The organism is Blastocatellia bacterium, assembly GCA_035275065.1.
In the GTDB taxonomy this organism is placed as follows: Bacteria; Acidobacteriota; Blastocatellia; order UBA7656; family UBA7656; genus DATENM01.
In genome coordinates this window covers 40,086-53,872 of the sequence record DATENM010000068.1, presented here as the reverse complement: position 1 = coordinate 53,872, position 13,787 = coordinate 40,086, and the positions used below count along the sequence as shown (strand labels likewise).

The following is a 13,787-nucleotide window of genomic DNA, read 5'->3' as shown; positions in this document are numbered from 1 at the left end:
TGTGAATATGTCACTCGCAGGCGAAACGTCAAGGCCGCGGAGCATCCTTCAACGCGCCAGCTATGACCCGGCGCGTTGAAGGATGCTCCGCGGCTCTGCTAAAACTGTGTTAATGGCACAAGACGGCAAAGCGCTAGAGACTTACTTGCAATCGCATCAAGCAGAGATGCTCGACTTCGCTCGCTGGCTCGTCGAGCAGGAATCCATGTCGCGTGATGCAAAGGCCACGGCGCGCATCGCCGAAAACTTTGGCGACAAGTTGAGCGAGATGGGCGCGGCGGTCGAACTGCTCGCCGACCCGAAGTTCGGCGCGAGCGTCCTTGCGCGTTTTGACTTCACGGGTGGTCAGGCCGCAGACGACAAACAACTGATGATCGTCGGCCACCTCGACACGGTGTGGCCCATAGGGACTTTGGCGGCGCGCCCGTTCCGCGTCGAAGACGGGCGGGCTTATGGGCCGGGCGTCTTCGACATGAAGGCCGGCGTAACCATCGCTACGTTTGCGCTGCGCGCCATCAAAGCGCTGGGCCGCAGGACGCAGCGGCGCATCGCTATGCTAATGACCTGCGATGAAGAGACCGGCAGCCACTTCTCGCGCCCGTTCATCGAAGACGAAGCGCGGCGGGCACGGGCGGCGCTGGTGCTAGAGCCGCCGATCCCTGGCGGCGCGGTGAAGACGGCGCGCAAAGGCGTCGGCGAATTTGAGCTGGTGGTGCGCGGCAAGCCGGCCCACGCCGGCAACGATCCGCGCGCCGGTGTCAGCGCCATCACGGAGATGGCGCATCAGGTTCTCGCCATCAATAACTTGATCGATTACCCGCGCGGCACGACGCTCAACGTCGGCGTCGTGCATGGCGGCGTGCTGTCGAATGTCATCGCCGCCGAAGCGCGCGCCGCGGTTGATATGCGCTTTACAGAAATGGAAGAAGGTTACCGCATCGAGCAGGCCATGCAGCAGCTCAAGCCCGTACTCGATGGCGCGCGGCTCGAAGTGCGCGGCGGCATCAACCGCCCGCCGCTGCTGCGCACGCCGGAGATCGCCGCGTTGTTTGCGCAAGCGCGCGAGCTGGCGAAGGGAGTCGGCTATGACTTGAGGGAAGGCGCGGTGGGCGGCGGCTCGGACGGCAACTTCATCGCGGCGCTGGGCGTGCCGGTACTGGACGGCCTCGGCGTAGACGGCGCCGGCGCGCACGCCGAGCATGAGCATATTCTGATTGACGACATGGTGCGCCGCGCTACATTGCTGGCGCGCTTGATCGAGACGATTTAGTGCGCGCTGGCCGGCTGATCGCGGCGCAGTTGTTGGTAAACCGTGATGACGCGCCGGCGGGTTTCTTCAAACGTCCCTGAGGTGTCTATCTCGTAATCCGCATAGCGGCGCTTCTCTTCCGAAGTCATCTGCGCGGCAACGCGCCGTTCAGCATCTTCGCGGGTGATCTGATTGCGCGCCATCAAGCGAGCGACCTGCGTTTCGCGGTCACAGTAAACGACGATCAATTTATCGAAGCGCTTGTAGCCGCCCGATTCGATCATCAGCGCGGCGTCAATGATGGCGATGCCGTCAGGGTGTTCGGCTTCAGCTTCGGCGAGCAAGCGGTTCTGCGCGTCGATGACGCGCGGGTGGACGATCTCGTTCAGGCGGCGGCGGCGTTCGGGGTCGGCAAAGACGATAGGGCCAAGCCGGTTGCGGTCGATGCGACCGTCGGCACCGAGAATCGCTTTGCCAAACTCGTTGACCAGGTCGAGATAGGCCGGCTGGTTTGGTTCCATCACCGAATGGGCGATCTTGTCGGCGTCAAAGACGACGCAGCCTAGCTCGGCAAGCACCGATACGACGAAGCTCTTGCCGACGGCGATGCTACCCGTGAGTCCGACCTTAAGCATCTCCGGTTATTCCCAGCGCTCGACAATCTCATGCTTGATCGCCGTCAGTTTGTCGAGCGCCGTCTTGCCACCGAACGTCGCGACGATCTGATCGTCCATGTCATCGGCGGCGCGCGCGATGGCGGCCACCGATGCATATAGCTCGACGCGATCCATGCCATCGCCGAGGATGGTGTGCGACAACACGACGGCACCCTTGCCGCCTTCGTCAATCGCCAGGCCAAAGCCGCCGAACATCAATCGCAGGTTGTAAGTCAGCAAGTGACGCATCAGCGCCTCGGTGACCTCGACGTCAATGACGACGTAGGAGAAGACCTCGACGCCGGCCTGCTTCTCGCCAATCGGAAAGGCCCGCACGTAGATGAACGTCGAGCCTTCCTGCAAAGCCATGGTGTCGCCCATCGCCGTGATGTTCACCTCGCCGAAGATCGCGTGCAGGTAATCGCGCGCGCGGTCATAGGCTTGCTTGTGCGGTTCGCTTTTGAATTCCATAAGCCGGAAGATAGAAAGAAGTGATCGCCCGCGACTCAAGGCATCTCATGTTGTCGCGTCGCCGACACCGCGCACCACCTGCACCGTGTCGCCGGCGACGCGGACGGCGACGCCGAGGCGGCCGCTGTTGCGATCAAGGTGCAGTTGCGCAAAGGGGATGATAATCGCCTCTTGTAACATGCGTTCGAGTTGCGCCAGGCTCTTGCGCTCGACGGCCAGCCGCTCACTGAAATATGCCGCGAGCCGCGCATCCATTTCGAGGCGCACCGGCTGCGCCGCTTCGAGCCGCGCCCGCAAGGCTTCAAGCCGCTCGCCGATGATCTGTTCGGTCGCCGCGCGGTCGAGCACCTGGAACTCGATCACTTCGTCTACGGTCGCCGCCAGTGATTCGACCAGCCCGAAGCTGCGCTCTCTGAGCTGAAGGCCGCCGGTCGCCGTCCGCAGGCTGCCGGTGAGGCGATGCTCGCCGCTTTCGCCGTTCGGACGAAAGCCGAGCGGCGCGGTCTTGTGTTGCTCGCTCGACTGCGAGCGCGTCATCACGACGGTGGTGTTCGACAGCGAAATCTCCGTGCCCGTCGTGTCGGTGAAGCGCCCGTGCTCGAAGGCTTCGCCAAGAAACTGCTGAACGACGGCGTGCGCCAGATCGACGTTGCGAAAGTAGAGCACTGAATGCGGGCTGTCTTCTGCCGCCTTCGCCAGCAAGCCGCGCTCGCCGTGACCGGCGTAGCCCGGCTCGGCGCCGATGAGCCGCGACAGCGAATGCGATTCGGTGTACTGGCTCAGGTCGAAGGCGGTGATCTTTTGTGATGAGCCATACAAAAACTTGGCGAGCGCCGTGGCCAGCTCATGCTTGCCGACGCCTTCGGGGCCGACGAAGAGAAAGACGCCGTCGGGGCGCTCCGGCTTCAGCTCAAGGCCGAGCTTGGCGATGCGCGCCACACGCGCCACGTCGCGGGCGGCACGCGCCTGGCCGGGCACCGCCGCGTGCAGAAAGGCTTCCAGTTGCTCAAGCCGCTCCGCAGGGTCTTTGTCCATGATCTCCAGCGGCAGGCCGGTCATCTCCGACAGCGTCTCGGTGACCGCGTCGCGGCTGACGCGCTCAAGGCCGGCGAACGACGCTTTAGCCGCCGCCTTGTCGAGCAGGTCGAAGGCTTTGTCGGGAAAGCTGCGGGTATAGAGAAAGCGCTCGGCCTGGTCAACGATGAGCGCGATGACCTCATCATCAATGCGCACGTCGTGATAGCTCTCGAACGCCGCGCGCGACTCCAGCAGGATGCGGCGCGTCTCTTCGGGCGAAGGCTCTTCGACGGTGATGTTGCTGAAGCGGCGGGCCAGGGCTTCGTCGCGGGCGATGTACTTGTAATACTCCGCGAGCGTCGTTGCGCCGATGCAGGTGATGTCGCCTTTCGAGAGCGCCGACTTCAATAGGTTCGCCACGTCGCCCGTGCCGCCTGAGCCGCCGGCATTCAACAGCGTGTGAATCTCGTCGAAGAAAAGAATCACATCGCCCGCCCGCTTCACTTCTTCAAGCAGTTGCTTCAGCCGCTCTTCGATGTCGCCGGTGAACTTGGCATCGGCCAGCAGCTTCAGGCGCGAGACTTCGAGGATGCGCTTGCCGCGCAAACGCTGGGGAACGCGGCCTTCGCACAAGCGGCCCGCGACCGCCGTGACCAGGGCGCTTTTGCCGACCCCCGGCTTGCCAATCAGCAGCGGGTTGTTCTTGAGCTTGCGGCAGAGCGTTTCCAGCACCGCCGTCATCTCGCGCTCGCGCCCGACGAAGGGATGTAACGATGCGTCTTCGGCGTCTTCGGCGACATCCGTGCAGTAATCCTTGAGCGCGCCGGCGAGCGCCCGCCGCTTCAACGGCCCGGTAAGCATAGCATCATGACGGGGCACGTCCTGTTGATGGGGCGCGGCATCCGGAGCCGGCGCGGCTTCGCCAAGCGCCTCGCGAACCTGCGGGCTGGCCAGCGCCGCGCGTAAGAGATGTTCCGCCGCCGCCTCCTCCTGGCCTTCGGCGCGCGCCATCTGGCTGGCGGCAGATAAAACGGCCTGTGTGTCTTTCGTTACCGTAAGCGATTCTGAGGCGAGCGGAAAGCGTTCGCGCAAAACTTCGGCGGCCGACCTTAACAAGCTCGCCGACCGGGCATCTGACGCCGGCGCATCGCTGAGCAGCGCGACCAGCAGATGGAGCGGCGACAAGACGCCGCCGCGCGCCCGTGCGAGTTGCCGGGCGCGCTCGAAGGCATCACGTGCCCCGGCGTCGAGCAGGTTGAGAAGCTGTTCTTTTTGCATGCCTACGGGCGAGCCGCTGAACAAAAGTTTGGCGCGATGCCGATCATCTGGCGTCGCCGGCTTCTATCTTTCGCGGCTGTCCTGACAGCCTAGCCTGCCTGTGGTTGCGGGTCAATGCCGATTATTGAATCGTCTCGGAGCTGACGGCCGCCGGCTGGTTCACATCCATGACCGTGAGCCACTGTTCGGCGAACAGCGTCGAATTGATGAGCGTTTGGACGACGTAATCGCCGGCCACCGGAAAGGCGATATTGGCAAACATGGTGACGTTGTCGGCATAGCCGCCCGGCGGAATCTCGAAGGCCGAGGGCTGCGAAACGGCAATCGGTTGCGTGCGGTCGGGCGTCAGGATGCGGACTTCGGAGAGGTACTGCCCGCCCCCCGACCAGTGGTTGAGGATGACCAGCTTCAAGATGTTGATCGGCAGTTGCGGCACCTGTATGGCGTAGAAGACGCCGATGAGGCTGAGCTTCTGGCCGACCTCAAGCCGCACGTCTTCGCAAAGAATCGTGTAGTGTAGTTTCAACTGCGTCGCGCTCTCTTGCCCTGTCATCGCTGCCCTCGCTTTCGCCTACCAGCTTAACACCCGCCGCGCCGGCCTGCCATGCCAGTGCCGGGCGAAGCGCGCCCTCAGCATCAAATAAGAAAGCCGGGCCGCGAGTCATATCGATATGACTCGCGGCCCGGCGGTTGTCGCGCGCCCGCGCCTCAAGCGATGCGGACGCCGGTTCGGTTATAGATAGCGGTGACTAGCGCCGGCTGCGATAGCCTTCTTCGTAGCCGCGGCGGAAGCCTTCGCGGTAAGCCTGGCGATAGGTGTCGCGGTCGCCATACTCTGAGCGCCAGCCGCTCTGCGCATCGCGGTAGCGCGTATCCCTATCGTAGCTGGAACCACGCCGGCGCGAGGCGTCATCCTGGCCTTGACGATAGCCGTCGCGATAGCCGGCCTCTTGCGCAAGCCGGTTAATCTCGTTGCGGTCATAGCGGCCATTCTGGTTGCGGTCGCGATTCCAGTTGCCGCCACGGTCGTCACGACGCCCGTTGTACCAGTCATCCTGGTCATAGCGGTCATCGTTGTAAACGTCCTTCAATCTGCCGCCGAGCGCCCGCTCGACATCCGTGCGCGTCCAGCGCCGCTCGCGGTTATGCGTGAAATCTTCGTAGGCCATCTCGAACCCACGGCGATAGGCGTTGCGGTAATCGTCGCGATACCCCATCACCGCCAGATAGCCATTGGTGTCGTTGCGAAAGCCGGGGATGTCTCTGAGGCTGCGGCGACCGCCGTTCTGCATGTTGTCGCGCACCTCGCTGTAGCCGGTATGATAGCCGAGCTTCATAGCATAATCCCGCACACGGTCTCTCGACCAACTGCCATTCTGGCCGTAACGACTATCATTACGATAGCGATCATCCTGATAATTACGGTCCTGCGCCAGCGCCGCTCCGCTCAGCAGCACGCCGAGCATTAGCGACAGCGCAGCACCGCTCACCACTCTCCTCAATGAACTGAATCTCATCGTTGTCCTCCCTCCCGGCCTCGCCAGGATCAGTTTTCTGTTTACCCTCAGGATTGATTACAAGCCGTGTGCCAAAGGCGGCTTGTTTAATGACGGGTCATTTATCAGGGCTTTTTCGAAATTTTGTCCCTTTTTGCCGGAGCCTCGAAATCCGGCGCAGTAAATCCGAACACCAATTGCGAGCCAGGGCAGACGAAATGGGATGAGGAACAGGAAGCAGTTGGCAGTAGGCAGTAGACAGGAAGCAGGAAGGAGAATAAGAGCCGCGGCGATAGCCGCCTTCCTTATTCATTCTGACTTCTGACTCCTGACTCCTGACTTCTATTCCACGATGGCGAGCACTTGATTGGCGGTCACGGTTGCGCCTTCGCTGACGCGCACCTCGGTGACGCGCCCGGCCTTGGGCGATTTGATTTCGTTCTGCATCTTCATGGCTTCGACGACGATGACGCCCTGGCCGGCGGCCACTTCATCGCCGGCGGTGCATAGCACGCGCACTACCTTGCCCGGCATCGGCGCGGTGAGCTGCTGCTGGCCTTCGACGCCATGATCTGCCACCGCGCGCCGATGCTTGCGGTCAATGACCTGCGCTTGAAAAGTGCGGTCGCGCAGCCGGACGCGCAGGCCGCCGCCCTCGGCCCAGACACGCGCCTCGTATACGTCGTCATCCGTGAACAGCAGGTACGCCCCGTCTTCGGGGCGCACGACATCGATCTCGTAGCGGCGCTCGCCGACGGTCGCCGTCACATGGCCGTCGCGCTCTTCAAGCTCGACCGTCATCTGCCGGCCATTGATTTCGGTTTCGTACTTCATCGTCGCTGATTCAGCCTGCCGTAGAGCTTCCAGCGGCTCTCGGTCGCGTGTCGCCCTGGCGCTTCGATCCGCGCCGCACTGGCCCGCGCTTCGAGAATGGCGGCAATGCCGGCGAGGTCTTCGAGCCGTCGCGCTGGCTCGTCGTCGGCCCGCGTCTGTTCGCTAGCCCTATCTTTCAGGAAGCGGTCAATAAAGCCTGTGTCAAAATCGCCGCGCCGGAACTGGTCGTCATTGACCACAGCGCGAAAGAAGGGAAGCGTCGTCTGGATGCCTTCGACCGCGTACTCGTCGAGCACCCGCGCCAGCCGCGCGATTGCCGCCGCTCGCGTTTCGGCCCAGACGCAGAGCTTCGCCAGCAGCGGGTCGTAATAGATCGGCACTTCCCATCCGGCGTAGCTGCCGCTGTCATAGCGCACGCCGGGGCCGGCGGGCGTCGTCATCCGGGTGATGCGACCGGGGCTCGGCAGAAAGTTGTTCCGCGGGTCTTCGGCATAGACGCGGCACTCGATAGCGGCGCCGCGCATCACGATGTCATTTTGTGAGAAAGATAACTTTTCGCCTGCCGCGACGCGGATCTGCTCGTGAACCAGGTCGCGGCCCGTCACCAACTCGGTCACCGGATGCTCGACCTGCAAGCGCGTGTTCATTTCGAGGAAGTAGAAGTTGCGCTGCGGATCAACCAGAAACTCGATGGTGCCGGCGTTGTAATAACCGGCGCGGCGAGCGATCTCGACCGCCGCTTCGCCCATGCGCCGGCGCAAGTCTTCGTCAACAACCGGCGAAGGGCATTCTTCGACCACCTTCTGATGCCGCCGCTGCAACGAGCATTCGCGCTCGCCGAGGTAAACCATGTTGCCAAAGCGGTCGCCGATCAATTGAATCTCGATGTGGCGCGGGCGCTCGATGAATTTTTCGACGTAGACCGCAGAGTCTTTGAAGCTGGCGGCGGCTTCCGATTGGGCTCGCTCAAGGGCGCCGGCCATCTCTTCGCGCGAGCGCACCAAGCGCATGCCGCGCCCGCCGCCGCCCGCCGCCGCTTTGAGCATCACCGGGTAGCCAATCGCTTCGGCGGTCGCCAGCGCTTCTTCGACCGAGCCGAGCGCTTCGGTGGTGCCGGGGACGACCGTAGCGCCGGCGGCGCGGGCTGCCTGTCGAGCGCTGGTCTTTGATCCCATCAACTGCATGGCCGAGGCCGGCGGCCCGATCAGCACAAGGCCGGCGTCTTCGACGGCGCGCGCGAATTCGGCATTCTCGGAAAGGAAGCCATAGCCGGGGTGAATCGCTTCGGCCCCGGCGCGGCGCGCCGCGTCAATGATCTTGTCTATGCGCAGGTAACTTTCGGCGGAAGGCGGCGGGCCGATGTGGATGGCCTGGTCGGCGACGCGGACATGGAGCGCCGCGCGGTCGGCGTCCGAGTAGACCGCTACGGGCGAGATGCCCATCTCGCGGCAACCGCGCGCGATGCGCACGGCGATCTCCCCGCGGTTGGCGATCAGCAGCTTCTTAAACATACAGCGGATGAGCAGCGGGTGTGGGCAGCGCGCCTGAAAAAGAGAAAGGCGAAATCGACAGCCCCCTCACTTCAACGCGCGGCGCTTGCGGTGGCTTGATCCATTTCGCCTGATGAGTTCACCCGTTAGCGATCTGACGTAGTGTGGGCTGCTGGCAGCTTCTTGATCTCGGCGCTGGTGAAGAAGACGCCGTCGCGCATGATGATGTCGTCGTCTGTGCCTTCGATGCCATCAGCGCCCGCCGAGCGCAGCTCAAAGGAGCTGTACTGAATCGGCGCTTTGCCCAGCGCGCGCGGATCGTCGTTTCTTGCCAGCGCCTCTAAATAGCTCTGATAACGGATCGGCTTCTCCCAGTAATCCGCCGGCATCGCCTCGCTTAAAACTTTCTTCAGCTCGTCGTTGTTCTTCGGATAAGAGTGGGTTGTTGCTTTGTAGTCTTCGAGAATAGCGGCAACGTGGTGCATGGCGGCTTCGGTGGCGGCGACGCGGCGGACGCGGTAATTGTCAAGGGCGCGCGGAATGGCGCTAACGCCATAAGTCGCCATGCCGACCATACCGACGAGCGCCAGCCCGAGCGTGACCGCCGCGACTCGCCGCCCGCCGTAACTTGCCGGGTCGCGCTTCTCCAATCGCAAGGCGCGCATCGCAAGCCATGCCGGCAGCAGCGCCAAAGGCGCTAACCATTTCGTCAGGACGGCGGTTAAAGCGATGGCCAGCGCGAGCAGCAACAAGGCGGTCATCGCCGGGCCGTAGTGGCGAATCCGCGCCGGCGTTTCGTCGAGCGGCACGCCGACAAAGCGCGCCCCGCAGGGGCACACTTCGGCCCCGATACGGATGTCATCACCGCAACACGGGCACATCATGAGCGGCGCGGCTGCCTGCGCTCGAACCGTAGAATTTGACCTCACAAATCGTCTCCTCACTTAGAACTCGAACTCAATTCTGTACTGAATAATCGGCGCTCACCAGGCTGTCGGCTTCGAGCTTGGCCTGGGCCGCTTTGACGGCGGCGCGGTCGGTTTCGCGCAGTTCCCGCCACGTGTGATAAATGCGATGCACCACCGTCCAGTGCGACAGCACCGCCAGCACCCACAGCACCTGCGGCATCTTGTGCAGGAAGGGGCTGGTGGCCGGGCCGACTTCCGTGAGCGAGGCGATGATCAACAGTACGACGCGCTCGGGCCGCTCAAGAAAACCGACCTTGCAGGCGATGTCGAGCGATTCGGCGCGCGCCCGCGAATAGCTGATCATCACCGAGCCGACCAGCGCCAGCCCGGTCAGCGTCACCAGCAGCGTCGAGTGGCCGCCCGCCGGGCGCGCGTAATAGACCATGATGCCGACGAAAACGATGATGTCAGAGTACCGATCAATCACCGAATCGAAGAACGCGCCGAAGCGTGTCACCCGCCCGCGCAGCCGCGCCACCTGGCCATCGAACATGTCAAAGATGTTGGCGAGGATCATCAATAATCCCGCCTTGAAAAACATCCCGTAGCCGAATAGCACGCCGCAGCCGATATTCATCAACAGGCCGAGGAAGGTCAGCACGTTGGGGTTGATGCGGCTGCGCGCCAGCCCGCGCACCATCGCGTCAATCACTCGTTTGCCGCCTGCTCCGATGGCTTCGCTGATCATCTGTCGGCCCCCAACCTTCGGCCTCACCGCGCGCGCGAAGCGACACTATGTCAAACGCTTGCGCCCATTGTCAAGATCGCCCGCCGCCTGGCTTTAGATGCGCGCCGCGGCCCGCGGTGGCGCGCGCTTTGCGGCCATTGCGGGTGGGGCGCTCCCCGTTCACCCTTCGTCATGGATCGTCGTCAGGCGAACGACCTCAAAGCGCCGCCTGCCGCTCGGCGTCGTGATCTCTGCCTCGTCGCCTTCGCGCTTGCCCATCAGGCCGCGCCCAATCGGCGAAGTGGTCGAAATCTTATTCTGCGCAAAGTCCGAATCTTCGGCCATCACCAGCTTATAGGTCACCTCTTCGCTGCTGTCGAGGTCGTAGAGGACGAGCGTCGAGCCATAAGCGGCGCGATCCGTCGGCAGCCGCGACATGTCGATCATTGACAGATCGGCCAGCCGCTTGCGCAAGTTGGCAATGCGGGCGCGCACGTAATCCTGGCGGTTGCGCGCCGCCTCGTATTCGGCATTCTCCGACAGGTCGCCCATGGCGACGGCTTTCTTCAGCTCCTGCGGGATCTCTGTCCGCAACTCTGCCTCTAGCTGGCGAAGCTCTTCTTGAATCTTGCGTTTAATTTCTTCCGGCATAGACAAACAATCCAGTCTGCGTTTTCGCGCCTCTCCATGTGAAAGTGTGAATGCGCGCGATTACCTGCGCGGTAACGGCGAATGGTCATGTCGCCAAGGGCGGCGGTAGACGTTGACATCCGGTTGCTCCATTCCCCGATAGTGTATACGGCCCGGCCCCGGCTCACAAGCACGATATGAAGCAGCCGCCGCGCCGCTTTCCGGCCACCGAGGCGCCCTGTCGTTGATCTTCAGACCGCCTTTCAATCGCGCAATTCTGATCGTTCCTATTTATTGCCAGCGTATAATCTCTAGAGTATAATCCCCCGTGCCGCTAGATATTGCCCGTAGGCAAGGAGAGCTGTGGGAGGCCCAGCCTTATGATCAGGTGCAACAACTGTGGGACGAACAATCTTGACGGGAGCGACTACTGCGATGAGTGCGGCATGAAGCTCGACCTCGTCCCGCAGTCACGCGGACGGCAAGCTTTCTTCCAGCCGCCGAGCGCCGTCGCTAGCGAACCGCCGCCGCCCAACACCAACGAAGGGCCGCCGATTGCGCCGCCGTCGTTTACCACCTCGACGAGCATTCCCAAGCCGGCCATGCCGGCACGCGAGCGCCGCAACGAGCCGCGCCGCGCCGACGCGCCGCCTTCGGGCAATCACGCGGGCCGCCGCCCAAGCGCCACCGACGAGCGCGCCGCTTATAATCCGAACGCCCCCGCCGCGCCCTACGCGCCGCCGCCGCCTGAGCCGCCGCGCGCCGCCGGCCAGACCTACGCGCTGACCTCGCGCGGGCGCACGGACGAGATGCTCCCCGACGGCAACAACTCGGCGTTGATGGATAACCCGCGCGTGACGGCGCGGCTGCTGATCGAGCGCGGCGGGCGCGTCGGGCGCGAATTCGCCATCACCGGGATTGAGACCAACATCGGGCGCTGGGACGCCGACAGCGGCATCTTCCCCGACATCGATCTGGACGAAGACGACCCGGAAGCAAAAATCTCGCGCCGCCATGCGCGCATCATCAATCACAACGGGCAATACTTCATCGAAGACCTGGGCTCGACCAACGGCACCTTTGTTAATCGCGGTCGGCGGCTGCTCCCCGGCAAGCGGCAGATGTTACAAAACGGCGATGAGATCATCGTCGGCAAGACGTTCTTGAAGTTTCAAGTGCTCAGATAAGCGCTCTGGTTCCCTTGGCTGGAGATGGGCTTCGCCCGCTGGCGGTTCCTCGTTCCTCGTTCCTGGTTGGTGCGCCGCCGGCATTGGTTGCCGCCGGCGCGATCAACCAGGAACCAGGGACTAGGAACCAGGAACCCGTAGTATGTTTTGCCCAGAATGCGGCAATCCGGTTCACGAGGAGGAGTCCGATTGTCGTGTGTGCGGCGCTCGACAGGATTCGACGCCGCTTGCGCCAAAGGCGATTATCCTGGAAGCGCGCAGCAGACGCAGTGAAGACATGCCTGATTCTAAAAAACCCAAGCATGCGGCGACGCATCAACTAGAGCCGGGCACCCTCCTGCTCGACCGTTACCTTATCGTCCAGCGCGTCGGCGGCGGCGGCATGGGATCGGTCTATCAGGCGAAAGACAAGCGCCTCGCCGACCGCCTCTGCGCCGTCAAAGAGATGATCGAGATGTTTGCCGATCAGAACCAGCGCGCCAAGGCCGTCGAAGATTTCAAGCGCGAGGCCGAAGTCCTGGCGCAGCTCGATCACCCGTCAATCCCGACCGTCTTTGATTACTTCATCGAAGGCGGGCGCTACTACCTGGTGATGCGCTGGATCGGCGGCGGCGACCTCGCCGAGCAGATGCGCGTGCGTCACGGCATCGTCGAAGAGGCGGCGGTCACCAAATGGGCAATCCAGATCTGTGACGTGATGCACTACATCCACTCGCAGAAGCCGCCCATCATCTACCGCGATTTGAAGCCGGCCAACCTCATGATCGACGACAAGTCGGGCCGCGTCATGCTGGTAGACTTTGGCATCGCCCGCGTCGTCCGGCCGACGGAAAAAGGCGTCACCGCCATCGGCACGATGGGCTATGCGCCGCCGGAGCTGTTTGCCGGCAAAGTCGAGCCGCGCTCGGACATCTACAGCCTCGGCGCGACCATGTTTCATATGCTGACGGGCTCGGACCCGCAGGACAATCCGCTGTTGATCTTCGACTTCAGCAAGAACCCGCGCCCGCGCCAGATCAACCCGAACATCTCGCCGGAGATGGAGAACCTATTGATGCGCGCCGTGGCGCACAAGCCCGAAGACCGCCATGCCTCGGCGCTCGACTTCATGCGCTCGCTTGAAGAGCACAGCACGCACCTCGAAAGCCGCCCGCGACCCGAGGCGCGCGCGTCGAACAACTATGCGCGTTCGTCGAACCCTGCCGCCGTCGCGCCGCCCATCATCCAGCGCGAAGTGAGGCCGAACCATTCGACGCCGGCCTCGGCGGCCTCTGGCGGCGCGGCCTCGGCAGCCGGCCAGGATTGGGTCTTCTGCGGCCACTGCGGCGAAAAGATCGGCGCCGAAGACGTCTATTGCGCGCACTGCGGCAACCGTCAGCCGGCGGCGGATGGCGCCGCCGGCGGCACCGGGTTGACCGCCGAGCCGCGCGTCACCGCTCAACTCGTCGTCGTCAGCACCGGCGACATGGTCAAGCCCTTCTCCTTTCTCATCAACAAAGAAAGCGTGTTGATCGGACGCACAGACCCGCACACCGGCATCTTCCCTGAAATCGACCTCACGATGCATGACCCCGAGACCAAGGTGTCCCGCCGCCACGCGCGCATCTACCGCGCCGGCGAGCAGTTTATGATCGAGGACCTGGGCTCGGTCAATGGCACCATCGTCAACTCCAGCGGCGGCTCGATTCGCCTCAACGTCAAGCAACCTCGGGTGCTGACGCCGGAAGACGAACTGCGGCTCGGCGGAACCGTTTTGAAATTCACGCTCAGCTAAGGTAATTTAGTCAGTGGCCGGTGGTCAGGGGTCAGGGGTCAGTTGCGCGATTGCAGCCGACCGGTGACTG

At 63.2% G+C, this 13,787-nt stretch carries 13 protein-coding genes; 3 read left to right on the top strand and 10 right to left on the bottom strand.

Annotated elements, in window-relative coordinates:
• Window positions 1-112 precede the first annotated feature (112 nt).
• Window positions 113-1,270, top strand: coding sequence for a M20 family metallopeptidase (locus VJ464_17015; protein ID HKQ06838.1), 1,158 nt, complete (start codon window positions 113-115; stop codon window positions 1,268-1,270).
• Here VJ464_17015 and coaE read toward each other — a convergent pair.
• The 10 genes from coaE to greA all read right to left on the bottom strand — a co-directional run bounded on the left by coaE (window position 1,267) and on the right by greA (window position 10,777).
• Window positions 1,267-1,884: a dephospho-CoA kinase gene (coaE, locus tag VJ464_17010; GenBank protein ID HKQ06837.1), complete on the bottom strand. Its 618-nt coding sequence runs from the start codon at window positions 1,882-1,884 to the stop codon at window positions 1,267-1,269. The two genes, VJ464_17015 and coaE, sit on opposite strands and share 4 nt — an antisense overlap.
• Window positions 1,885-1,890: 6 nt before the next feature.
• The gene (locus VJ464_17005; GenBank protein ID HKQ06836.1) at window positions 1,891-2,376 is read right to left on the bottom strand and encodes a YbjN domain-containing protein; all 486 of its coding nucleotides are present in this window, start codon (window positions 2,374-2,376) and stop codon (window positions 1,891-1,893) included.
• 45 nt (window positions 2,377-2,421) lie between these two features.
• Window positions 2,422-4,671 carry an ATP-dependent Clp protease ATP-binding subunit gene (locus tag VJ464_17000; GenBank protein HKQ06835.1) on the bottom strand — a complete coding sequence of 750 codons (2,250 nt, stop codon included), beginning with the start codon at window positions 4,669-4,671 and terminating at the stop codon, window positions 2,422-2,424.
• Between the two features lie 121 nt (window positions 4,672-4,792).
• Window positions 4,793-5,224, bottom strand: coding sequence for a hypothetical protein (locus VJ464_16995; GenBank protein ID HKQ06834.1), 432 nt, complete (start codon window positions 5,222-5,224; stop codon window positions 4,793-4,795).
• Between the two features lie 196 nt (window positions 5,225-5,420).
• Window positions 5,421-6,188, bottom strand: coding sequence for a hypothetical protein (locus VJ464_16990; protein HKQ06833.1), 768 nt, complete (start codon window positions 6,186-6,188; stop codon window positions 5,421-5,423).
• A gap of 321 nt (window positions 6,189-6,509) precedes the next feature.
• Window positions 6,510-7,001: a biotin/lipoyl-containing protein gene (locus VJ464_16985; protein HKQ06832.1), complete on the bottom strand. Its 492-nt coding sequence runs from the start codon at window positions 6,999-7,001 to the stop codon at window positions 6,510-6,512.
• Window positions 6,998-8,512 carry an acetyl-CoA carboxylase biotin carboxylase subunit gene (accC, locus tag VJ464_16980; GenBank protein ID HKQ06831.1) on the bottom strand — a complete coding sequence of 505 codons (1,515 nt, stop codon included), beginning with the start codon at window positions 8,510-8,512 and terminating at the stop codon, window positions 6,998-7,000. The genes VJ464_16985 and accC overlap by 4 nt, the downstream gene beginning before the upstream one ends.
• A gap of 125 nt (window positions 8,513-8,637) precedes the next feature.
• Window positions 8,638-9,420: a type II secretion system protein GspG gene (locus tag VJ464_16975; protein HKQ06830.1), complete on the bottom strand. Its 783-nt coding sequence runs from the start codon at window positions 9,418-9,420 to the stop codon at window positions 8,638-8,640.
• Between the two features lie 28 nt (window positions 9,421-9,448).
• On the bottom strand, window positions 9,449-10,147 hold the full coding sequence (locus tag VJ464_16970) for a CDP-alcohol phosphatidyltransferase family protein (protein HKQ06829.1): 699 nt from the start codon (window positions 10,145-10,147) through the stop codon (window positions 9,449-9,451).
• Between the two features lie 159 nt (window positions 10,148-10,306).
• Window positions 10,307-10,777 carry a transcription elongation factor GreA gene (gene greA, locus VJ464_16965; GenBank protein HKQ06828.1) on the bottom strand — a complete coding sequence of 157 codons (471 nt, stop codon included), beginning with the start codon at window positions 10,775-10,777 and terminating at the stop codon, window positions 10,307-10,309.
• A 359-nt stretch (window positions 10,778-11,136) separates the two neighbouring features.
• Here greA and VJ464_16960 point away from each other — a divergent pair, with 359 nt between their 5' ends.
• Window positions 11,137-11,943, top strand: coding sequence for an FHA domain-containing protein (locus tag VJ464_16960; GenBank protein ID HKQ06827.1), 807 nt, complete (start codon window positions 11,137-11,139; stop codon window positions 11,941-11,943).
• 277 nt (window positions 11,944-12,220) lie between these two features.
• Window positions 12,221-13,717: a protein kinase gene (locus VJ464_16955; protein ID HKQ06826.1), complete on the top strand. Its 1,497-nt coding sequence runs from the start codon at window positions 12,221-12,223 to the stop codon at window positions 13,715-13,717.
• Window positions 13,718-13,787: the final 70 nt, after the last annotated feature.

What these genes read in the sequence shown, in the direction of transcription:
- VJ464_17015 (HKQ06838.1), top strand. Translation starts at nt 113, where the DNA reads ATGGCACAAGACGGCAAAGCGCTAGAGACTTACTTGCAATCGCATCAA.
- coaE (HKQ06837.1), bottom strand. Translation starts at nt 1,884, where the DNA reads ATGCTTAAGGTCGGACTCACGGGTAGCATCGCCGTCGGCAAGAGCTTC.
- VJ464_17005 (HKQ06836.1), bottom strand. Translation starts at nt 2,376, where the DNA reads ATGGAATTCAAAAGCGAACCGCACAAGCAAGCCTATGACCGCGCGCGC.
- VJ464_17000 (HKQ06835.1), bottom strand. Translation starts at nt 4,671, where the DNA reads ATGCAAAAAGAACAGCTTCTCAACCTGCTCGACGCCGGGGCACGTGAT.
- VJ464_16995 (HKQ06834.1), bottom strand. Translation starts at nt 5,224, where the DNA reads ATGACAGGGCAAGAGAGCGCGACGCAGTTGAAACTACACTACACGATT.
- VJ464_16990 (HKQ06833.1), bottom strand. Translation starts at nt 6,188, where the DNA reads ATGAGATTCAGTTCATTGAGGAGAGTGGTGAGCGGTGCTGCGCTGTCG.
- VJ464_16985 (HKQ06832.1), bottom strand. Translation starts at nt 7,001, where the DNA reads ATGAAGTACGAAACCGAAATCAATGGCCGGCAGATGACGGTCGAGCTT.
- accC (HKQ06831.1), bottom strand. Translation starts at nt 8,512, where the DNA reads ATGTTTAAGAAGCTGCTGATCGCCAACCGCGGGGAGATCGCCGTGCGC.
- VJ464_16970 (HKQ06829.1), bottom strand. Translation starts at nt 10,147, where the DNA reads ATGATCAGCGAAGCCATCGGAGCAGGCGGCAAACGAGTGATTGACGCG.
- greA (HKQ06828.1), bottom strand. Translation starts at nt 10,777, where the DNA reads ATGCCGGAAGAAATTAAACGCAAGATTCAAGAAGAGCTTCGCCAGCTA.
- VJ464_16960 (HKQ06827.1), top strand. Translation starts at nt 11,137, where the DNA reads ATGATCAGGTGCAACAACTGTGGGACGAACAATCTTGACGGGAGCGAC.
- VJ464_16955 (HKQ06826.1), top strand. Translation starts at nt 12,221, where the DNA reads ATGCCTGATTCTAAAAAACCCAAGCATGCGGCGACGCATCAACTAGAG.